This window comes from Azospirillum sp. UENF 312511 (assembly GCF_058780635.1).
In genome coordinates, this window is record NZ_JBSNCG010000003.1 from 1,053,977 (window position 1) to 1,073,753 (window position 19,777).

Consider the following 19,777-nt stretch of genomic DNA (forward strand, 5'->3'; position numbering starts at 1 on the left):
TGCTAAGCTTGGTTCAGGTCCGTGTCATGCCGCCAATCTGATCCCAATCGGGGCGCCCTGGTGGGCTTCGGCCGGGGTTCGGCCGCCGAGCGCGGAGTGCGGTCGGTCGGCGTTGTAATACTCAATCCACTGGCCAATTCCGGCCCGCGCCTCGCTGCCGAACTCGAAGGCATGCAGGTAGACGCATTCGTATTTCAGCGATCGCCAGAGCCGTTCGATGAACACGTTGTCCATCCAGCGGCCCCGCCCGTCCATCGACACCCGAATGCCGGCCGCGGTCAAGAGGCCGGTGAAGCGCGGGCTGGTGAACTGGCTGCCCTGATCGGTGTTGAAGATCTCCGGGCGGCCGTGCCGCGCCATCGCCTCCTCCACCGCCTCAATGCAGAACTCAACGTCCATGGTGTTCGACAGTCGCCACGCCAGCACCCGACGTGTCGCCCAGTCCATCACGGCGACCAAGTACAGGAAGCCACGGCGCATGGGAATGTACGTGATATCAGCGCACCACACCTGGTTCGGACGGTCGATGACCATGTCCCGCAGCAGGTACGGCCAAATTTTGTGCTCCGGATGAGGCACCGTCGTCTTTGGACGCTGGTAGACCGCCTGCAAGCCCATCCGCAGCATCAGACGGCGGACCCGCTTGCGGTTGACCTCCTGCCCCTGGCGCCGGAGATGACGGGTCATCTGCCGACTGCCGTACCAGGGCGTCTCCAAAAACTGCGCGTCGATCCGCCGCATCAGCTCCAGGTTCTCGGCCGGCTCGCCCTTCACCGGCTCGTAATAGCTGGAGCGGCTGAGCGACACCAGCGCGCACTGTCGCGTGATCGACAGGCGCGGATGCTCCGGCTCGATCATCTCCCGCCTCCGGCCGACGCTCATCGGCCGGAGGCCTTGCGCAAAAAATCGCGTTCCACGACCAGTTGCCCGATCATGGCGTGCAGCTTTTCCACCTCACCCTGATGGCTGGCCTCAGCAGCCTCCGCCTTGCCGGAGAACACCCCGGCCATCCCCTCGACGGCCTGCTTCTTCCAGGCGTTGATCAGCGTCTGGTGCACCCCGTGCTTGGCCACGAGTTGCGACACCGTCAGCTCGCCCCGGATCGCCTCCAGCGCCACCTTCGCCTTGAACTCCGCCGAATACCGTTTCCTGTTCCCCGTCATCGGGTCCGTCCTTCCTGATGGGCGAACCAAGCTTAGAGTGCGGATCAAAACCGGGTAGGGCTGAGGTAAATCAACGGCTTCAGCCCACTTTCCACGGGTTTTGATAGGAGCTCTTATCCGACTGTCCGGGGAACGGGGACCACCTCAGCCCGAAAACGCCGGACGGAGAGGACAGCTATGTGCTGTGCGAGATCAACGTCAGCTGCGTCGTCCCATTTCCCCTGACCGCGGTCCCGATGATCGCCAGGGTCGCCGACGAGAGTGTCGCCCTGTTTCGAACGTAACGGCGCGTTCCGAGGGCCTGACAGTTTCCGCTGGCGATGATCAATCCGTGCTCGCGCTTCACCCAGCCAACCTTGCCCTGCTCCCGGAATGGTGCGTAGGGCAAGGCGGGTTCATGAGGCATGAGCTTACCGATCAGAATCCTCCTACAGCCGACGTGGCAGTGACAGGGAGGCGGGCCGCCAACGGACGATGCTGCGCACCGCGTACAGAGCATTCTGATTGTCCTCAATGGAAAAGTAGCGGCGCAGTTCAACAACGGCCGCCCACTCGCCGCCCTCCTCATAGGCCCGGCAGATTGCCGCGCGTTCATCCTCGCTCACCGTGAACATGCCGCATCCTCCGCTTCGTTGCCGTCGTCGGCCGGGATGGCTTCCGCATTCACCCCGGCCTCGGCGAAGGCGCGGCGGAGGGAGGCGAGAACCGCCGCACTGGCGGGCTTCTTGCCGCGCTCGAACTCACCAACGACCGTGTGGCTGCGCAAGGCTCGATGGGCCAACTCCTCGATGGACCAGCCAAGCCTCTGGCGGGCGGCTTTGCACTGCAAAGGGGTCATGAAAGCACTTCCGATCAGGATCACTGTCCAACATGTGAGGCTATTTCGCCGCCGCTCGCTGCTCACGGTCCAATAGGCCTTGAACCCGAGCCCGATCCAGCAAGCTCTTGACCGAGGCCGCCGCCCAGGTGCGTCCCCCCCGTGGCGTGGTTTCCCGCATGGCCTCCAGTTGGGCGCCGATGGCCCGCAGCGACAGCTTGGGGTTTGCCCGGGCGATGCCGGCCACCAGCACCATGAGCCGGTCGTCACCGCGGACGGATGGCACCTTGTCCAACAGCGCCCGGTCGGCCAGCCCCTCGGCGACGAAGGCACGGACGGCCCGGCGCAACCGCTCGGCGGTCCAGTGCCGACCCGGCGGCAGCTTGGCGTTGACGGCGCGGGTCACCACCGCCCACGAGCGCGCCGGCCGGAGGCGCCGCACGGTGGGCAGCCACTCCTCGGCCGTGCGGGTCAGCTCCAGCAGGTAGAGTTGGCGCTGCCGGTCGGCGAGGCGCTGCGCGGTCGCTGCGTCGCCCTGCTTCAGCTTGGGATTGCCGCCGACCCGGCCGCGCGCCTTGGCCGCCGCGAGCCCGGCCCGCGTGCGTTCGCGGATCAGCGAGCGCTCGTACTCCGCCACGGCGCCGAGCATCTGCAGCACCAGCGTGCCGTGTGGGCTGGCGGTGTCGATCGGGCTGGTCAGACAGCGGAAGTGGCAGCCGCGGCCACGCAGATCTTCGATCACCTCCAGCAGGTGGGCCAGCGAGCGGCCGAGACGGTCGAGCTTCCAAATCACCAGCGTGTCGCCGCGGGCGATGCGGGTGAGCGCCCGCGCCAACTCAGGCCGGGCCCGGGCCGCGCCTGACGCCTTCTCCTCGAAGACCTCGGCGCAGCCGGCGGCGCGCAGCGCGTCCAGCTGGCCGGCGGTGGTCTGCTCGTCGGTCGAGACGCGCGCGTAGCCGATGAGGGCCATACCCCTTCTCCCAAGCCGAAAAAAGCCTCCAGACTCCCCCTTTGTAAAGTTATGGAGAATAAGAGTAAACGACCGTTTTGGAGCGCGCCAATTCCTTTACAGCGACCGCGCGGGCGGCGGTCCCGTGATCGGGAGCGTCCCGGAGGAGATCTGCGACGTGGGTCAGGGCGCCGGACCGCGGACCGCAAAATCGGGCTGCGGACATTGGCGGAATGGCTTGGCGATCCAGCTGAAGTTGAGCGCCCTGGCGCGCTTGGAGCGGCCGATCTCGGCGGCGGCCCGGTTCTAAACCGATCCACTCTCTTCTAAACGGATCTGATCTGCAAAACGGCAGCCGGGCCGGGGCGGAAGCCGCGGAAAGCCGGCTTCTAAACTGATCCACCCAACAACGACACAGGGCGTTGAAACCCCTGGAATCCGGCTTTTCACACGAACCACCCGACAACGACAACGACAACGACAAACGCCTCGATAAGTATCCATATCGGGGGGTTATCGCACGCGCGTCCGCCGCGAACTTCCAGTCGCGGAAGTCTTGACCACTTTTCCTACAATTACACACCTAACGCGCCTGCGCTTTCGGTTTCTGGAACTCGAACGGAGCTCGGCGGGGCAATTCTGCGCACCCGCACAACGAGCGACGGCGAAAAAGTGACAACGCATTAGCTCATCTCCGGCTGCGCATGTATATACGAGAGCCCCAGGGTCGCGTCGTTCACTGGTGTGACGCAGCTACTAGCGCGGAGCCAAGGTTTGGCAACCCCCGACTCGCGTAATTTTCTTAGGTCGTCATCAGTGTGCACTGGGCCGGGCGCAAAAGACGCTAAAGCCTTCGGCCGGCGCCCATCTGACAGATGCTCAGAAACGTGGGCGACTGGTGTAAGGCCGCGAACAGCGCGAGTGCTCACTGACCTTCAAGAACTCAGTTCATAATGACGGTGTTTCGTAGCGATCCGTCCTCTGTTACTGTCGAATTTCCTGCATCCGCGGCGCCACTCCTATCAAGCCTGCTGCCGAAGCGGACGGCGGAGGCGCGGAAAAGCTGGGAACGGCAGCACGGCATACGTGTCGCGGAAACGCAGCTGAAACGGCTCAAGCCGGTGTCCTCGGATGCGCCGGCCAATCCCTGGGCTGGGCGATCCACGGAGAAGCACGGGACGGCCCTGGACTCGAGCCAGTTCCAATATACGTCGGAAGCGACGACGCGGAACGCGGCTGGGCACGCTGGTGACCAGCCGGCTCGCTGAATAGGCCAGAACGCTTTCTTGCGCGGTGGTGCGCGTCAAAATAAGCCCCAGATATGCCGACAGGGACAAACCGTGCTGGTGGGCGTCTTGAAGCCAGCGGTCACGCTCGACAGCATCGGCCTTGGCGGTTGCCAAGCGGTGGATGACTGGGCGTATAGGCATACCACTCATTTACACTCTCCTCCAGAAACGTTGGCTGCAGCCGACGCCTGCCGGGCTTGCGACGCCCACAGACAAGTGCCGATGACCGGGCAAAAATCGCTGGTTTGAGCACGCTCCTACAGTCACTCGATCGCGCGAACCGCCGCGGACAGACTCTCCGGGCAACCTAAGGTCAGCAGTTTGTCCAGCCACGCTTGTTGCGCCTCACGCCACTCCCGTTCATTGGTGTCAACCGATTGGGCGATCAGGCGCCAATTGAATTTGACTCCAGCCCGCTGCATTAGCAGACCGACCTCATACCCGTCCCAAGCTGGCCGGTCGCAACTCTTCAGCCATTCAAGCGTTTGGTCCCACGCCACCTTAAACTGTTCCGCTGCCACCATTTTGTCGACCCTGTGCTCCTGTGCGGGCAAACGGAACGGTCTGGCGCATGCAACGCTCAGCAAGTCCGGTAGCCCGACATTGAATTTCGGGTTTCAGACATAAGCCGAAATCTTACCCTATGGTCAAGCCGTTTGCCCGAAAGGACAGTTCGGGACATGGCATATGACCTGAAACACACCATCGGATTGCGGGTGCGTGCGCGCCGGCTGGCGCTGAACCTCACGCAGGAGCAGGTCGCAGAAGCCATTGACCGGACCGTTGAGACGGTCTCAAACATTGAGCGCGGAAAAGCTTTCCCCGGCCTGGACACACTGGAGCAGATCAGTCGGGTTCTGAACTTACCGCTTGATGCATTGTTCGGAAGTATGGACATGGTCGCATCGCCACGCCGGGCAGAACTACGGGCGCGTTTACTCGTCGTCGCCGACGCTCTTACGGACATCGATCTGGAGATTGCCCTTCGCCAAATGGAAGCCTTGGCGCAGGGCCGTGAGCGGCGCGGCTGATGAAGGCCGGTCCTGAGGTTGGCCTCATTCCACGTCACTGTAGAACAGCAGGACCCAGATCTCGGCGCTGAAGTAGCGGCAACGCGCCCAGTCGGGGTTGGACCTGTGCCATGCTCGCCGCTATGCCCGCCGCCATACCGGTTCTGGACTCCGGCTCCGACTTCAGGACGCGGCCGCTTATCGCTGGCGCCCGTCGGAGAAGCACCCGCTTTCCAGCTTGGCCTCGATGCGCAGCAGATGGTCGGCCAGCCGCTGCTCCACGTCCCTCAGCATGGCGAAGGAGACGTAGGTCTTGGCGACCTCCAGCTTGTAGGCGGCCAAGCTCTCGCGCACCTTGGCCTGCGCGGCCTCTGAATCGTTTCGCAGCCGAGTGATCAGCCAAAATAGCCCGCCCATCACGGGCAGTTCCACGGCCGAGATCCACCAGACCAGATCGACGGTATCATGCATTAGATTTCTCCGGTGCAAGTGAAAGAAAAAGGCCGCCTCCTGGGTGGGACACGGCCTTGCGGTGTCGGGTTGCGTCACACCTCCCACCCCGACGACGGCGCCACCACCGGCGCCGTGCCGCGCCAGTCGGACTGGTGCTCGGGCGCGGTGGAGCGGAAAGGCTCGCAGGACAGGGCGCCGGCGACGGCGTCCAGCCTGTCGTCCCGGCCCTTATAGTCGGCGTCCGGCGACCAGTCCCGCATCTCGCGGACGAAGGCGGTCTCCTAGACGCGGGCGTGGGCCAGCAGGCGTTCGCCGACCAGCAGGGCGTCGAACGCCTGCTGGATGCGGACAGCCTTGCTGCGGGTGCTGCTCCACCTCTGTCTCCGCATCTCCGGGTCCACCGTCAGATAGAACACCCGGCGCAGGTAGCGGCACCCCTGATTTCCGCCACGGCTTCGCCCGCCATTGTCACTGCAGTTGGTACCTCAGAACGCGCCTCGAATCACTAGCGAACAAATTTATGGTTCCTGCGATGAGGTTTTATGGGTGCTCTCGCGGAACATTATGGTTCCCTCCAGAGCCGGCGCTGGCGATGATCTGCCGTTCGTCGATGTTGGTCTTCAGCTCGTCCAGCCGATCGACCCAGTCGCCGGCGTAGAAGTCGTAGAGGGTGCATTCGACCGGCGTGTGGTCCAGGTTCATCACCGGAACCGCGCCGTGGCGCGCCTTGGTCGAGGCGGTGCCCTTGCCGACCTTCTGGAAGACGGTGGAGGCGCCCTGGACGTTGTTCTTGGTGCGCACCGTGTTGCGCAGCTTGGAGCCCATGCGCTGGTAGGCGTCGTGCACTTCGCGTTCGAACTGCTTGACGAAAGCCTGGGCGACCGAGGTGGACATTGGATTGTATTCCTTTCGCGTTCTGCGGGGGTTCCGTCCGGCGGGAAGCATTCCGCCACCCGGTTGTCAGGCGCGCCCGATCCCGGAACAGGACGAGGGGACGCGCGCCCGGCCGCGGGCGAAGCGCGAAAAAAAGAAAGGGGCTGGCCGGGCCTTTCGGTTGTCCGGTCAGCCCCTTTCAGGACAGGCATGGAGGGAGGTTCGGGATGCCGCGGCCCATCGCGTGAGGGGACGCACGACGGGCGTTGGCAAGAGTGTTTCTAGGACACGCGCCCTTTCGTGTCAAGAATATTTTCCTTTATCGAACAATCACCCCCTTGGCGCGGTACTCCCTTGGGGCATGGAATATCCCCCGGAGCCACGCTGTTGAATGGTTGGCCTCAACGGCCCGAAAACACGGCATAAAAAAGGAATACGCTTCATGAAGACGATCATCACCGCCTGTGGCGTCGCCGCGCTTCTGCTCGCCACGCCGGCCTTGGCCGAAAGCACGTCCGGAACCACCGCCAAGGAGGTCCCGAGCAACAAGGCGACCGGGCAGGTCGCCGCCACCCATGGCTCGCTCGACCCGGCGGTCGCGAAGATGACCGCGGCCCAGCTCAAGGGGAAGGACGTCTACGGCAGCGACGGCAAGGACATCGCCGAGATCGAGGGCATCGTCCGCAAGGGCGGCCAGACCTTCGCGGTGATCGATGTCGATCACATCGCCGACTTCAGCGACAAGGACGTCGTCCTGCCGCTGGAACGGCTGCACATGAAGGGCAAGCGCCTGACCGTCGACATGACGGAGAACGACCTCAAGGGCCTGGAGTCCTGGCAGAAGGACAAGTACGAGGACGTCAAGGGCGCGCTGCGCTGACGTCAGGGCCGAATCGGGAGGACGGACCGGGGGCGACGGCCCCCGGTTCTTCCGGATCTCACGCCGACCGGCGCAGGCGCATGGCCAGCAGGTCGGCGGCCTGACTGGCGGGAACCGGGCGCCCGGTCAGCCAGCCCTGGACCAGGGTGCAATTGTGGTGGCGCAGGAAATTGGCCTGCTCCTGCTTCTCCACCCCCTCCGCCACCACGTCCAGCCCCAGCATGTCGGCCATGGCGATGATGGTGGAGACGATGCCGTTGTCCTCCCGCTCGCTCGGCACGCCGTTCACGAAGGAGCGGTCGATCTTCAGCGTCGTCACCGGCAGCCGCTTCAGGTAGCTCAGCGAGGAGTGGCCGGTGCCGAAATCGTCCACCGCCACGCGGATGCCCATGGCCTTCAGCGCCGCCAGGACGGACAGAGCGTGGTCCATGTCCTGCATCACCGCGCCCTCCGTGATCTCCAGCTCGACGAGATCGGGCGACAGGCGGTGGCGGTCGATGATGCGGCGGAAATCCTCGGCGGAGCGCTGGCGCAGGTGGCGCGGCGAGATGTTGACGGCCACCGGCACCGGCTCCAGCCCGCGGTCGATCCACTCACGCAACTGGCGGCAGGCCTCGTCGAGCACCCAGTCGCCGAGCGGCACGATGAAGCCGGTGTCCTCGGCGACCGGAATGAACTCGCCGGGTGAAATCATGCCGAAGCCGGGCTTGTCCCAGCGCAGAAGCGCCTCGAACCCCTCCAGCGACTGGTCGATCAGCGAAACCTTGGGCTGATAGTGGAGCTGGAACTCCCCGCGCGCCAGCGCCGCCCGCAGGTCGCGGTCCAGCGCCAGATGGCGGTGCGCCTGGTCGGCCAGCTCCTTGCGGAAGAAGGCGTGGCGCTTGCCGCCGGCCCGCTTGGCCGCATAGAGCGCCGTGTCGGCGGAGCGGATGAGTTCCTGCGCGCTATCGGCATGGTCGGGGAACAGGGCGATGCCGATCGACGGGCGGACGTAATGCTCCGTCCCCATCAGCAGCACCGGCTCGTCGAAGGCGGCCAGGATGCGCTGGGCGGCGATCTCCGCCTCCTTCGCCTCGCCCACCTCGTCCAGGATCACCGCGAAGTCGTCGGTGCCGATGCGCCCCACCGTGTCGCTGGCCCGCACCGTGACGACGATCCGCGAGGCCACCTCCTGCAGCAGCAGATCCCCGGCGTGGTGGCCCAGCGTGTCGGTGATCAGCTTGAAGCGCGACAGGTCCAGGCACAGCACCGCGAAGCCCCGGCCATGGCGGCGCGCCCGCTCGATCGAGGTGTCGAGCAGCGATTCGATGAGGGCGCGGTTCGGCAGGCCGGTCAGCCGGTCCCGCGTGGCCAGCCGCAGAAGCTCCCGCTCGTGGCGCAGCCGCTCCGTCATGTCGGCCAGCGCGCAGACGTAGCTGCGCCGCCCCTGCACGTCCAGGCAGGACAGGGAGAGCGAGGCGTCGATCCGCCCATCCGCCCGCTCGATCACCAGCTCCTCGGCGCGCTCCGTGCGGCCGCCGGTCCCCGGTCCTGCCGCACCGTCCCCGCCCGGCGCTCCCAGCCCGAGCAGCCGGGCGACCCGCTCGCGGTCCTCCTCGGCGAACAGGTCGGCGAAGCGATGGCCGTCGAGCCGCTCCGCGGGCACGCCGAACAGCGCGACGGCGGCGGGGTTGTGCTCCTCGACCACCCCGTCCTCGCCGACCAGCACGATGGCTTCGCCGATGTTGTTCATGATGCCGAACAGCCGCTCGTCGCGCACGATCAACGCCTCGGCGGCCTGCCGGAAATAATCCATGGCGCGGGCCATGGCGCCGAACTCGTCCTTGCGGTCGCGGCCGGGGATGTCGATGCCGGTCTGCCCTTCGGTCAGCCGCTCCATCCGCTCCGACAGCGCCTCGATGGGGCCCAGCACATGCTGCGACAGGAACACCGACAGCGGCCAGCTCAGCACCAGCAGAACGGTGATGAACAGGACGAAGGCCAGGGCCTCCATGGCGAACTCACGGTCGAGGTCGTCAGTCCCGCTGGCCGCCGCGATGGCCCAGCCCCAGGGCTCGAAGGTCAGGCTGGCCCGGACCGAATGCCCCTCACCCATCCAGCCCTCGGGCACGCGCCCGTCGGTGAACACGCTGACATGGAAGGGATCGCGCCCCAGCGCCCGCAGCGCCAGCCGCGCCTGCCCCTGGCCCTCGTCCCGCGCCAAGGCGCCCGCCTCGATGGACGCGTTGATCTCGCCAAGCATGGCGTGGGCCGAGCCAACCAACGCGTGGGTCAGCCGTCCCCGCTCCGTGATCAAACCGCTGCGCAGCAGGTAAAGCGCCGGGATTGCCGCCATCAGGCAGCCGATCAGGCCGATCCAGGTCAGCCAGCGGATCTTGCGGCGCAGCGTCATCACGGTCCCGACGGCAATCGTCACACCCGGCTGCTTCCGGGCGGTTGTCATTCTGCGCGAAAGCGTCGCTTTTTTATTTCAAACACGCAACGGTCAAGTTGCCCGCCCCGGTCCCCCTTCGTCCTTTTCAAACCGGCTGCGACATTTCGCCCATCCGGCGCGGCGTGGGTTCGCAGGCCCCACCATGGCTCCTCCCGCGAAGCACGCCGCGCCGCCGGTCCGGTGACTGATCAGGCGGTCGGATACAGGCGCCGGAACCCGTCGGTCACCTTCGACACCACCGCCGGGTCGCGGTCCCGCCAATAGCGGGGGTCGCGCATCAGCGCCTGCAATTCCGCCTCCCCGCCAGCGGACGGCGCGCCGGCCGGCATCGACAGGGCGGCGGGCTCGCCGCCGGTCATCATCCGGTGAAGCGCCATCACCCCCTCATAGGTGGTCGACAGGCCCTCCACCGCGGCGGGCGGCAGGTTCTTCACCGCCCAGGCGTGGAGCTGCCGCGACACCTCCCGCCAGCGCTCGGCCCCGCCGAACTGGGCGGACAGCCGCTCGACCTCGCGTTCCGCCTGGAACTCGGCGGCCAGCTCCTGAATCAGCGGGACCAGACGCTCGGCGGCGAGGTCGTAGACGAGCTGCGCCTGGTCCGGCGTGAAGCCGGCGCCGTGCAGGCGGCCGTTGATCGCCGGGTCCGGCTCGAACAGCCCGTGGTCGCAGGCAATGCAATAGCCCTCCGGCCCATCGGGCACGCCCGGCGCCGCCAGCAGGTCGGGCCGCTCACCGCTGTCGTGGGGGTGGTCGGGGGCCGGGGCGGGAGCGGACAGCTTGCGCTCCAGCTCCAGATACGACTTCAGCAGCGCCTCCACGCGCACCGCGCCGGTTTCCGGATCGCGGAACTTCTCGGGCACCGCGGGCGGGGCGCCGGGAACGGTCGACGTCAGCAGGTTCTCGGCCATGGATAGCTCCTTATCGATGAAAGACTTTAGGCGCCCTGCCCACGGGCGGTCAGGGCGAGGATGAGGGCGACCAGACGGCGCTGGCCCTCCAGGTCGCGCAGCGCGGCGTCGGAGGCGTCGGGGCCGAGCGTGCGTTCGAGCGTCATCGCCTTCAGCGTGTCCAGCACCCGCTCCCCGTCCGGCCCGGCGAAGCAGCGGGCGAAGCTGGACGCCGGATCGCCGGCCGGAACCGCCTCGGCGGGCGAGGCTCCATCCAGCCAAGCCCAGCCGCCGTTGTTCCACTCCGCCGGATCAGCCATGGGGCGCCTCCGCCCGCACCAGCTTGGCGGGCACGCCGAAGGCCTCGCCCAGCCAGCGCGCGGTCGCCGCGACGTCCACCGCGGACAGCGCCTCCGGGCCGAGCTGGCGGGCGGTGTCCAGCCAGCGCAGCGTCGCCTGGACGTCGCGCTGCGCCTGCGCCTGGGCCAGCGGGGAACGGTGCTGCAGCGCGACCGTGCGCCCGTCCACCGCGATGTCCGGGATCTCGCCGCGGCGGCGCAGGATGCCGACGGCGCGCAGCACCAGCGGGGTCAGCAGCTCCGCCTGGAGCCGCCCGTAGGTCGCGCCGAGCAGCCGGGCCATCTCGGCGGAGCGTTCGATCACCTCGGTCGCGGTCATGCGCGGCTGGTCCAGCGGCCCCAGCCGGTCGGCCAGCAGCGCGTGGCGGATGCGCGCCCGCAGGTCGTCGAGCACGAGCTGCGACACGTCGAACCGGCCGGGGTTGGCGAGCGGCGTCAGCCCGGCCGACCCCACCGCCTTGGGGATGATCGTCCCCGGCACCAGCCGGATGGTCGCGGGGTTCAGCACCCCGTCGTCGTCGGCCTGCCAGATGCCGGTGACGGCGACGGAGGCGTTCTTCAGCACCAGCTCGACCACCTTGTTGGCGGTCTTGATGTCGGGCAGCGCCTTCATGACCGGCGACCGGCCATAGGTCTCCCCCGGTGCCTTCAACCAGCGGAAGTTGATGAACGGCGATTGCGCGAAGCGCCCCTCGGCCAGTGTGGCGGGATCGGCCAGTCCGCTGTCCAGCACCACCGTCCAGCGGTAGGCCAGCCCGTCCGGCAGCACCGCCTCGACCAGCGGAAAGCGGCTGTCCGGCTCCGCGGCTCCGCGTTCCCGCACCGCGTCCGGGATGGTCACGCCGGGAAAGCGGCGCTCGATCTGGGCCAGCGTCGCCTCGCTGCGCCGGAAGGTGCCGTCCAGCCGCCCGTCCGCCCCCTCCTCCAGCACCGCCTCGGCCAGCGGCACCGCGGTGAAGCGCAGGCTGGAGGCGCCGCCGGGCGGGGCCTCCTCCATCAGCAGGCAGGCGGTGCCCACCGTCACGAGGTCAAGGAAGGCCTGATGGATCTCCACCGCGAAGTTGGAGCGGTCGACATGCGCCTGCACGATGCCGGCGGCGCGGTCGAGCATCGGGGCCACGCGGTCGCGCTCCCCCTCCGGCAGCGACGGACCCGGTTGCAGCCCGAACCAGCACGACCAGGGCGGGGTCAGCTCGGCCAGCAGGCTGGCGGCGAGCTGTTCCACGGCGTCCGGCGCGGTGCCGTCGAACAGCCGGTCCACCCGCCGTTCGCCGGGGGTGCCGCCGCCGCGGAAGGGCTGCCCGTTGGGCAGGGCGTGGTCGTAGCAGTCCTGCCAATGGCTTTCCCAGACCGACCGGCGCTCCCGCGCCGCCCGGTAGCGCTCCAGCAGACGCTCCGGCCCGTTCGGCGACGTGGATGCGGCATCCCCCTTGCGGCCCCCTTGGGAAGTGCCGTGCGTGGTGTCCTTCATGGCCTCACTCCCCCAACAGGCGCTTGCGCAGCGGCACCAGCGCGCCGACGTCCAGCGCACCCCGCCAGGACGTCTGGACCGTCCCCGCCCGTCCCCGGTTGCGCCGCTGGATCAGCGCCTCCGCGGCCTTGGCCGGGTCCTTCTCCTCCTCCGTCGCCGGAGCCGGGCCGGCGGCGGGCGGATCGCCGGCGGGTGAGGCCACGGGAGCGGAAGCCTCCACCGCCGGGGCGGCGGGTTCGGGAAGCGGGTCCGGAGGCGCATTCCACCAGGGCGTCGTGGCGGGAGCCGGCTCCGGGACCGCCACGGGCACCGGAGCCGGCTCGGGGGCGGGCGTCGGCGTGGGTTGAGGATCCGGCGCGGGCGCAGGCGGCGGCGCCGGCCGGGGCGCCTTGAACAGGTTCGCCATGGGCGGGGGGTCCTTGTCCGTGATGCGAAAACAGGCCCTTGTATGAAAGGGCGTCGGGAAGGCGGACGGGCCGGCGGCGCGGATCAGGCCGCGGGGACGGGCCTCGCCAGATGCCGGTAGAGCTGCCAGGGCGTCACGATGCCGGGCGCGTGCAGCCCCAGCAGGCGCTTGATCGCCTCGACGCAGGTGAAGGGAGCCCAGGGGGCCGGACGATTCAGGCCGCGCCGCACCGTCGCCGGGGTCACCGCCATGCCCATCCCGTGGTACCAGCCCGGCAGGTCGAAGGCCGCGGGCAGATCGAGGACCGACACGTCGGTGAAGGACGAGAGCGGATCGACGATCACCCAGTGGTGCCCATCGTGCAGCAGCGCGAAGCAGTGGCGGAACCCCGGCTTCAGCAGACGCAGCCACCACAGCTCCGCCTCGCCCCGGAAGACCACCCAGGCATGCGGCGCGTCCGCTCCCTCCCGGCAGGGTATCACTTGGCAGGAATCCATCTGGCAAGGCTGAGGCAGCGGCGTGCTCACTGAACGATGCCCTTCTCGCGCAGCACCGGGCGGAGCCGGTCGAACGCCTCCCGCCACAGGGTGTGGGCGCGCTGCTCGCGGTAACGCGCCGGGTCCGGCGCCATCAGGCGGCGCCCGTAATGGACCAGCACGTGCAGATGGTCGCGGATCAGCAGGCGACGGCGGTACAGCCGGTCCACCGCGCACAGCACGTCGCCGGGCTCGCACGGGCGCTGGATCAGCCCGCGACCGGCGGCGATGCGCGCGCCGGCGGCCTTGGCGTCCTGCGCCTGGACCGACCAGAACCACGCCTCCTCCGCGCTGCCGAACGGTTCCCCGGCGGCGTCGGACAGAACCATGAACGTGTTGCGGTGCTGGACCATGCGTGAGGTCTCCCTGGAAATTGCAGCTTCTGGGTTCGCGGGCGCAGCTTCGCTCTCGGGCGGAGCGCCGGATGGGCCGCGGCACGCGCGGCTGGCGAACACATGTTCACGTTATGTACTGATTAAAGTCCTTCGTCAAGGAAAATATGAATAGGTTCCTAGGGACGGGCTGGTTCGTTTATGTGATTATCCTCCCATGCTCAAACATGCGGACATTTGGCGGGCGATCGACCGCCTCGCGGCCCAGCACGGGCTGTCGGCTTCCGGACTCGCGCGGCGCGCGGGGCTGGACCCGACGACCTTCAACAAGAGCAAGCGGACCACCGGCGACGGCAAGCTCCGCTGGCCCTCGACGGAGAGCGTGTCCAAGGTTCTGGAGGCGACCGGCGCGTCGCTGTCGGAGTTCGTCAGCCTCGTCGGCGATGCCGCGGGCGCCGGCTCGCTCCAGCGGGTGCCGGTCATCGGCTATGCGCAGGCGGGCAACGCGGGTTTCTTCGACGACGCCGGCTTTCCCTCGGGTGTGGGCTGGGACGAGCTTCTGTTTCCCAGCATCGGAGATCCCCACGCCTACGCTCTGGAGATCGCCGGGGACAGCATGGACCCCGTCTACCGCGACGGCGACACCATCATCGTCTCGCCTGCCGCACAGATCCGGCGCAACGACCGTGTCGTCGTCCGCACCAAGGGCGGCGAGGTGATGGCGAAGCAACTCCTTCGCGAAACCGCCACCAAGATCGAGCTGATTTCCATCAACCGCGCCCACCCGGACCGCAGCATCCCGCGCGCCGAGGTCGCCTGGATGGCGCGCATCGTCTGGGCGAGCCAGTAAGCGTCAGCCCTGCGGCACTCTGTCCTAGGACAAATATCCTTTACTGCGTCATCGGAAGAGCTTATCGTCCGGCCATGACCGGACTCTGCGGAACGCCTCGGCGTTCATCCCTTCTGGAAGAGCTTGAACGCCGCCACGACGACGCGCCGCCCCGCAGCGCGGTGCGGACGGCGCTTCTGGAGGGGGCGGAGCGTCACGCCGCCCTCGCCCGCGCCGCCGCTCTTCGCCTGCACGACCGGCTGGCCGCCGAGGCCGCCGGGGCTCCGCGCAACGGCGCCGCTCCCTGCCCGCAGACCGCACGGGCGGCGATGCCTGGCTGTCCCGCCTCACCGGCGCACTGACTCACCACCGCAACGCCGCCAGCGCGCTGATCCGCGAAGGCAGTTGACTCGATCCGACCGTCAGGCGGCGGGAGAGGAGCCGGCACTGCCGGAGTCGGAGGACGTCCCCTCAGCGGCCACGGCGGTGGCGGGCGCGGTCCGCGCCTTCCTTGCGCGCGGTTTGCGAACCGGTGCCGCGGGGGACGGTGCGGCCGCCGGCTCGGCCGCGCCGTCCACGGTCAAAGACACGGATGGCGTCGGCGCCTCCGTCTTCGCCGTGGCCTTCTTCTCAGCGGCTTTCTCTGGGGCCTTCTCTGGGGCCTTGTCCCGGTCGACGGCCTTCTTCAGCACCTTGCTCTTTGAAAAGCCGGCCTCACGCAAGGCCGTCTTCAAATCCTCCCACGCCAAGCGGATTTCCGTCGCGAAGGCCCGCGCGTCGTCGTCACGGTGGGTGCGGAAATACTCCGCCGCCTCCCGCATCTGGGCCGGCAGGGTTTCCGCCCCGGCGCGCACCGCCTCGTTGCGCAGGCGGTTGTGGCGGTCGTCCAGATAGGTGAGGATCTCCGACAACTCCTCCGGCGTGCAGCTTTTCTGAAGCCTGTCGGTGACCACGGGCGCGGCCTTGTCGATCTTCCCGACCAGTTCCGACCGACCGCGCTTCAGGTCCGGATCGTAGACGGTGCGGATCACCTGGATCACGCGGCGGCGTTCGCGGAATTGCATCATCTCCCCCCTCGACAGCGTCCTTCGACGGACCGATTCACCGCTTGGGAGGAATCATGCCGCGGAACCGGCCATCTATCAAGCCGGCTTTCGGGCCGCATACCGCCCGAAAACCGGCATTCCGAGTCAGCCGAAGCGGATCAGCGGAAGGCGAACTCCCAATAGAGCCCGCGCGCGCGCGCCGCCAGGGGGCCGGGTTGCAAGGCGCGCTCCTCGACGCGGGTGACCGGCACCACCTTCGCGTAATTGCCGGTCGAGAAGACCTCGTCCGCCTCCAGCACGTCGCGGGGGCTCAGGGTAGCCTCCTCCACCGCCACGCCGTCGTCGCGCAGCAGGGCGATCACGCGCTGGCGGGTGATGCCGTTGAGGAAGGTCCCGTTGTGCACCGGCGTGCGCACCACCCCGTCCTTGGCGATGAACAGGTTGGCCGTCGCGAACTCCGCCACGCTGCCGATGGGGTCGAGCATGATGGCGTTGTCGAAGCCGCGCTCCCGCGCCTCCTTCAGCGCCAGCCCGGCGTTGGGGTAAAGGCAGGCGGCCTTGGCCTCGGTCGGCGCCATGTCCGGCACCGGGCGGCGGCGGCTGGACAGGCAGGCGGTGAAGCCGGCGGCGCTGGGCAATGGCGCCTCGTAGACCGACAGGACGAAGCGCGTGCTCTCGGCGTCGGGCGCGACGAAGCCCTCCTCCGCGTAGAACATCGGCCGGATGTACAGCTCGGCCTCCTTGGGGAAGCGACGGATGCCGTCCCAGCACAGCTCCTCGATCTCCCCGGCGGTCAGCATGGGGGCGAGGCCCATCACCTGGGCCGAGCGCACGACGCGGGCGCAGTGGCGGTCGAGGTCGGGGGCCACGCCCTGGAAGGCGCGGGCGCCGTCAAAAACGACCGAAGACAGCCAGAGCGCGTGAGTCATCGGGCCGACGATGGCGGGGTTGCCCGCGATCCATTCGCCCTGAATGTAGCTCAACGCCTGACCGGCCGTGCTGCCCATGATCTTCTCCCTTTTTGGCTTCGGGTTGGTTCTATCCGGATGGTTCGCTCCCTCGAAAAGCATACCCCCTCATCGCCGCCGGTCAACCTGCGCAGACGGGCCAGCCGGACGGTTGATGCAGGACACCCTCACCACACCGGGAGCGACCGACCCATGGGCTGGACCTATTCGAGCGCCTTTCCGCAGCCGCTGCGCGCGGCCCCGCCCTTCCCGCCGCCGGGCCAGGACGTTCCCACCCCGGGCCCCCTGACCGACAACCCGGACCTGCCGACCCCCGGCCCGCAGGAGGACATGCCCTCCCCCCTGCCCAACGACGACCTGCCGCCGTCCCGGCCCACCGATCCCGACTTCGCATAAGCGCAGACGCTGAACGGCCAAAGAAAACGGGGCGCCCCCTTGCGGAGGCGCCCCGTTCTTCATCGGTGAACCGAAACGGACGGATCAGCGGCGCTGAACCATCAGCTTCTTGATCTCGGCGATGGCCTTGGCCGGGTTGAGGCCCTTCGGGCACGCCTTGGTGCAGTTCATGATGGTGTGACAGCGGTAGAGGCGGAACGGGTCCTCGAGGTTGTCGAGGCGCTCGCCCGTCATCTCGTCGCGGCTGTCGACGATCCAGCGGTAGGCCTGGAGCAGGATCGACGGGCCGAGGTAGCGGTCGCCGTTCCACCAGTAGCTGGGGCAGGAGGTCGAGCAGCAGAAGCACAGGATGCACTCGTAGAGGCCGTCCAGCTTGGCGCGGTCCTCCGGCGACTGCAGGCGCTCGCGGCTCGGGGCCGGCGACTGCGACTGCAGCCACGGCTTGATCGAGGCGAGCTGGGCGTAGATGTGCTTCAGGTCGGGGACGAGATCCTTGACCACCGGCATGTGCGGCAGCGGGTAGATCTTGACGTCACCCTTCACCTCCTCGATGGCCTTCAGGCAGGCCAGCGTGTTGGTGCCGTCGATGTTCATCGCGCAGGACCCGCAGATGCCCTCGCGGCAGGAGCGCCGGAAGGTCAGGGTCGAGTCGATGTTGTTCTTGATGTAGATGATCGCGTCCAGGATCATCGGGCCGAACTTGTCCAGGTCGACGACATAGGTGTCGACCCGCGGGTTCTGCCCGTCATCCGGCGACCAGCGGTAGATCTTGAAGGTCTTCGCCCGCTTGGCGCCGCTGGCGGTGTTGATGGTCTTGCCGACGCCGACCTTGGAATTGGCGGGCAGGTTGAATTCGACCATGGTTCGTATCCTTGCCTTGCTCTTGCCGCCTTAGTAGACGCGGGCCTTGGGCGGGAACACCTGCACCTCGTCGGTCAGGGTGTAGAGATGGACCGGGCGGTACCCGATCTTCGTCTCGCCCTTGTCCGACACCTCGATGACGGTGTGCTTCATCCAGTTCTCGTCGTCGCGGTCCGGATAGTCCTCGCGGGCGTGGGCGCCGCGGCTCTCCGGCCGGTTCTTCGCCGAGTGGAGCGTGGCGACCGCCTGGTACAGCAGGTTGTCCAGCTCGATGGCTTCGACGAGGTCGGAGTTCCAGACCAGCGAACGGTCGCTGATCGCCATGTCGCTCTTCTTCGCGAAGGTCTGGTCAATGAGCTTGACGCCCTCCTCCAGCACCTCGCCGGTGCGGAAGACCGCGCAGTTGTTCTGCATGGTCCGCTGCATTTCCAGGCGAAGCTCCGACGACTTGATGGAGCCCTTGGCGTTGCGGATGCGGTCGAAGCGCTCCAGGGCGACGTCGGTCGCGGCGGCGGACGACGACACCGACTTGCCCTTCTCGACGATCTCGGCAGCGCGGATGGCCGCCGAACGGCCGAACACCACGAGGTCGAGCAGCGAGTTGGAGCCCAGGCGGTTCGCGCCGTGCACCGACACGCAGGCCGCCTCGCCGATGGCCATCAGGCCGGGCACCACGCGATCCGGGTCCTCGGCGGTCGGGTTGACCACCTCGCACCGGAAGTTGGTGGGGATGCCGCCCATGTTGTAGTGCACCGTCGGTAGAACCGGGATCGGTTCCTTGGTGACGTCCACGCCGGCGAAGATCTTGGCCGTCTCGGCGATGCCGGGCAGGCGCTGGTGGATGATCTCCGGCGGGAGATGCTCCAGGTGCAGGTGGATGTGGTCCTTGTGCTCACCGACGCCGCGGCCCTCGCGAATCTCGATGGTCATCGAGCGGGACACCACATCGCGCGAGGCGAGGTCCTTGGCCGACGGCGCGTAGCGCTCCATGAAGCGTTCGCCGTTGGAGTTGGTGAGGTAGCCGCCCTCGCCGCGCACGCCCTCGGTGATGAGGCAGCCGGAGCCGTAGATGCCGGTCGGGTGGAACTGCACGAACTCCATGTCCTGCAGCGGCAGGCCGGCGCGCAGCACCATGCCGCCGCCGTCGCCCGTGCAGGTGTGGGCCGAGGTGGCGGAGAAGTAGGCGCGGCCGTAGCCGCCCGTCGCCAGAACGACGAGCTGGGCGCGGAAGCGGTGGATGGTGCCGTCGTCGAGGTTCCAGGCCACCACGCCCTTGCAGACGCCGTCCTCCATGATGAGGTCCAGCGCGAAATACTCGACGAAGAACTCCGCCTCGTGCTTCAGCGACTGCTGGTAGAGGGTGTGCAGGATGGCGTGGCCGGTGCGGTCGGCGGCGGCGCAGGTGCGGTAGGCCTGCTGCTTGCCGTAATGGGCGGTCATGCCGCCGAAGGCGCGCTGGTAGATCTTGCCTTCCGGCGTGCGCGAGAAGGGCACGCCGTAGTGCTCCAGCTCGATGATCGCCGGGATGGCCTCGCGGCACATGTACTCGATGGCGTCCTGGTCGCCCAGCCAGTCCGACCCCTTGACGGTGTCGTACATGTGGAAGCGCCAGTCGTCCTCGCTCATGTTGCCGAGCGCCGCCGAGATGCCGCCCTGGGCGGCCACGGTGTGCGAGCGGGTCGGGAAGACCTTGGTGATGCACGCCGTCTTCAGGCCCTTCTCGGCCATGCCGAAGGTGGCGCGCAGGCCCGCACCGCCGGCACCGACGACGACGACGTCATAGGAATGATCGATAATATCGTAGGCGGCCATGGCTCG

General features: G+C 67.8%; 23 protein-coding genes and 1 pseudogene. 5 read left to right on the forward strand and 19 right to left on the reverse strand.

Going from position 1 to position 19,777, the window contains the following annotated elements:
* Window positions 1–24: 24 nt before the first annotated feature.
* The 5 genes from ACWPN7_RS16320 to ACWPN7_RS16340 all read right to left on the reverse strand — a co-directional run bounded on the left by ACWPN7_RS16320 (window position 25) and on the right by ACWPN7_RS16340 (window position 4,742).
* Window positions 25–1,163, reverse strand: a protein-coding gene (locus ACWPN7_RS16320) for an IS3 family transposase (RefSeq protein ID WP_459198033.1) whose coding sequence is annotated in 2 segments (ribosomal slippage) — window positions 25–908 and window positions 908–1,163 — 1,140 coding nt in all. Because the reading frame shifts where the segments join, the coding sequence is not laid out codon by codon here.
* 428 nt (window positions 1,164–1,591) lie between these two features.
* Complete coding sequence (locus tag ACWPN7_RS16325; protein WP_459198034.1) at window positions 1,592–1,777, reverse strand: hypothetical protein; 186 nt, start codon at window positions 1,775–1,777, stop codon at window positions 1,592–1,594.
* Window positions 1,765–2,001 (reverse strand): helix-turn-helix domain-containing protein, encoded by a 237-nt coding sequence (locus ACWPN7_RS16330; RefSeq protein ID WP_459198035.1) that lies wholly within the window; start codon window positions 1,999–2,001, stop codon window positions 1,765–1,767. Before ACWPN7_RS16330 ends, ACWPN7_RS16325 begins: the two co-directional genes overlap by 13 nt.
* A 40-nt stretch (window positions 2,002–2,041) precedes the next feature.
* The gene (locus ACWPN7_RS16335) at window positions 2,042–2,950 is read right to left on the reverse strand and encodes a recombinase family protein (RefSeq protein WP_459198036.1); all 909 of its coding nucleotides are present in this window, start codon (window positions 2,948–2,950) and stop codon (window positions 2,042–2,044) included.
* 1,531 nt (window positions 2,951–4,481) lie between these two features.
* Entirely contained in the window at window positions 4,482–4,742 is a 261-nt protein-coding gene (locus ACWPN7_RS16340) for a hypothetical protein (RefSeq protein WP_456526540.1), read from the reverse strand.
* A 156-nt stretch (window positions 4,743–4,898) separates the two neighbouring features.
* On the opposite strand from ACWPN7_RS16340, the gene ACWPN7_RS16345 reads away from it, so the two are divergent.
* Window positions 4,899–5,249, forward strand: coding sequence for a helix-turn-helix domain-containing protein (locus ACWPN7_RS16345; protein ID WP_456526541.1), 351 nt, complete (start codon window positions 4,899–4,901; stop codon window positions 5,247–5,249).
* Window positions 5,250–5,426: 177 nt separating this feature from the next.
* Here ACWPN7_RS16345 and ACWPN7_RS16350 read toward each other — a convergent pair whose 3' ends face one another.
* The 3 genes and pseudogenes from ACWPN7_RS16350 to ACWPN7_RS16360 all read right to left on the reverse strand — a co-directional run.
* The gene (locus tag ACWPN7_RS16350; RefSeq protein ID WP_456526542.1) at window positions 5,427–5,699 is read right to left on the reverse strand and encodes a hypothetical protein; all 273 of its coding nucleotides are present in this window, start codon (window positions 5,697–5,699) and stop codon (window positions 5,427–5,429) included.
* Between the two features lie 74 nt (window positions 5,700–5,773).
* The gene (locus tag ACWPN7_RS16355) at window positions 5,774–5,941 is read right to left on the reverse strand and encodes a hypothetical protein (RefSeq protein WP_456526543.1); all 168 of its coding nucleotides are present in this window, start codon (window positions 5,939–5,941) and stop codon (window positions 5,774–5,776) included.
* Between the two features lie 316 nt (window positions 5,942–6,257).
* Window positions 6,258–6,575 (reverse strand): annotated as a pseudogene (locus ACWPN7_RS16360) (phage capsid protein); the annotation flags it as partial.
* A 421-nt stretch (window positions 6,576–6,996) separates the two neighbouring features.
* On the opposite strand from ACWPN7_RS16360, the gene ACWPN7_RS16365 reads away from it, so the two are divergent.
* Window positions 6,997–7,434, forward strand: coding sequence for a PRC-barrel domain-containing protein (locus ACWPN7_RS16365; protein WP_109138353.1), 438 nt, complete (start codon window positions 6,997–6,999; stop codon window positions 7,432–7,434).
* Window positions 7,435–7,492: 58 nt separating this feature from the next.
* On the opposite strand, the gene ACWPN7_RS16370 is transcribed toward ACWPN7_RS16365, so the two are convergent.
* The 7 genes from ACWPN7_RS16370 to ACWPN7_RS16400 all read right to left on the reverse strand — a co-directional run bounded on the left by ACWPN7_RS16370 (window position 7,493) and on the right by ACWPN7_RS16400 (window position 13,880).
* Window positions 7,493–9,850 (reverse strand): putative bifunctional diguanylate cyclase/phosphodiesterase, encoded by a 2,358-nt coding sequence (locus tag ACWPN7_RS16370; protein WP_459198037.1) that lies wholly within the window; start codon window positions 9,848–9,850, stop codon window positions 7,493–7,495.
* Between the two features lie 206 nt (window positions 9,851–10,056).
* A complete protein-coding gene (locus tag ACWPN7_RS16375) occupies window positions 10,057–10,776 on the reverse strand; it encodes a capsid assembly protein (protein ID WP_407825114.1) in 720 nt (239 codons plus the stop codon).
* Between the two features lie 26 nt (window positions 10,777–10,802).
* On the reverse strand, window positions 10,803–11,075 hold the full coding sequence (locus tag ACWPN7_RS16380) for a Bbp19 family protein (RefSeq protein ID WP_038529568.1): 273 nt from the start codon (window positions 11,073–11,075) through the stop codon (window positions 10,803–10,805).
* Window positions 11,068–12,585 carry a portal protein gene (locus tag ACWPN7_RS16385; RefSeq protein ID WP_459198038.1) on the reverse strand — a complete coding sequence of 506 codons (1,518 nt, stop codon included), beginning with the start codon at window positions 12,583–12,585 and terminating at the stop codon, window positions 11,068–11,070. Before ACWPN7_RS16385 ends, ACWPN7_RS16380 begins: the two co-directional genes overlap by 8 nt.
* Before the next feature lie 4 nt (window positions 12,586–12,589).
* Window positions 12,590–12,991: a hypothetical protein gene (locus tag ACWPN7_RS16390; RefSeq protein ID WP_038529572.1), complete on the reverse strand. Its 402-nt coding sequence runs from the start codon at window positions 12,989–12,991 to the stop codon at window positions 12,590–12,592.
* Between the two features lie 83 nt (window positions 12,992–13,074).
* Window positions 13,075–13,473: a hypothetical protein gene (locus ACWPN7_RS16395; RefSeq protein ID WP_459198039.1), complete on the reverse strand. Its 399-nt coding sequence runs from the start codon at window positions 13,471–13,473 to the stop codon at window positions 13,075–13,077.
* A gap of 41 nt (window positions 13,474–13,514) precedes the next feature.
* Window positions 13,515–13,880: a hypothetical protein gene (locus ACWPN7_RS16400; protein ID WP_038529575.1), complete on the reverse strand. Its 366-nt coding sequence runs from the start codon at window positions 13,878–13,880 to the stop codon at window positions 13,515–13,517.
* 196 nt (window positions 13,881–14,076) lie between these two features.
* Here ACWPN7_RS16400 and ACWPN7_RS16405 point away from each other — a divergent pair, with 196 nt between their 5' ends.
* Window positions 14,077–14,709, forward strand: a complete 633-nt coding sequence (locus tag ACWPN7_RS16405; RefSeq protein ID WP_014241596.1) for a S24 family peptidase — start codon at window positions 14,077–14,079, stop codon at window positions 14,707–14,709.
* Window positions 14,710–14,783: 74 nt separating this feature from the next.
* On the forward strand, window positions 14,784–15,050 hold the full coding sequence (locus ACWPN7_RS16410; RefSeq protein WP_459198040.1) for a hypothetical protein: 267 nt from the start codon (window positions 14,784–14,786) through the stop codon (window positions 15,048–15,050).
* 60 nt (window positions 15,051–15,110) lie between these two features.
* On the opposite strand, the gene ACWPN7_RS16415 is transcribed toward ACWPN7_RS16410, so the two are convergent.
* Complete coding sequence (locus ACWPN7_RS16415) at window positions 15,111–15,755, reverse strand: hypothetical protein (protein ID WP_038529579.1); 645 nt, start codon at window positions 15,753–15,755, stop codon at window positions 15,111–15,113.
* A 137-nt stretch (window positions 15,756–15,892) separates the two neighbouring features.
* Entirely contained in the window at window positions 15,893–16,741 is an 849-nt protein-coding gene (locus tag ACWPN7_RS16420) for a branched-chain amino acid aminotransferase (RefSeq protein ID WP_200776213.1), read from the reverse strand.
* Between the two features lie 153 nt (window positions 16,742–16,894).
* Here ACWPN7_RS16420 and ACWPN7_RS16425 point away from each other — a divergent pair, with 153 nt between their 5' ends.
* A complete protein-coding gene (locus tag ACWPN7_RS16425) occupies window positions 16,895–17,098 on the forward strand; it encodes a hypothetical protein (protein ID WP_035675800.1) in 204 nt (67 codons plus the stop codon).
* An 84-nt stretch (window positions 17,099–17,182) separates the two neighbouring features.
* On the opposite strand, the gene ACWPN7_RS16430 is transcribed toward ACWPN7_RS16425, so the two are convergent.
* Window positions 17,183–17,959 (reverse strand): succinate dehydrogenase iron-sulfur subunit, encoded by a 777-nt coding sequence (locus ACWPN7_RS16430; RefSeq protein WP_459198041.1) that lies wholly within the window; start codon window positions 17,957–17,959, stop codon window positions 17,183–17,185.
* Between the two features lie 30 nt (window positions 17,960–17,989).
* The gene (sdhA, locus tag ACWPN7_RS16435; protein ID WP_035675802.1) at window positions 17,990–19,771 is read right to left on the reverse strand and encodes a succinate dehydrogenase flavoprotein subunit; all 1,782 of its coding nucleotides are present in this window, start codon (window positions 19,769–19,771) and stop codon (window positions 17,990–17,992) included.
* Window positions 19,772–19,777: the final 6 nt, after the last annotated feature.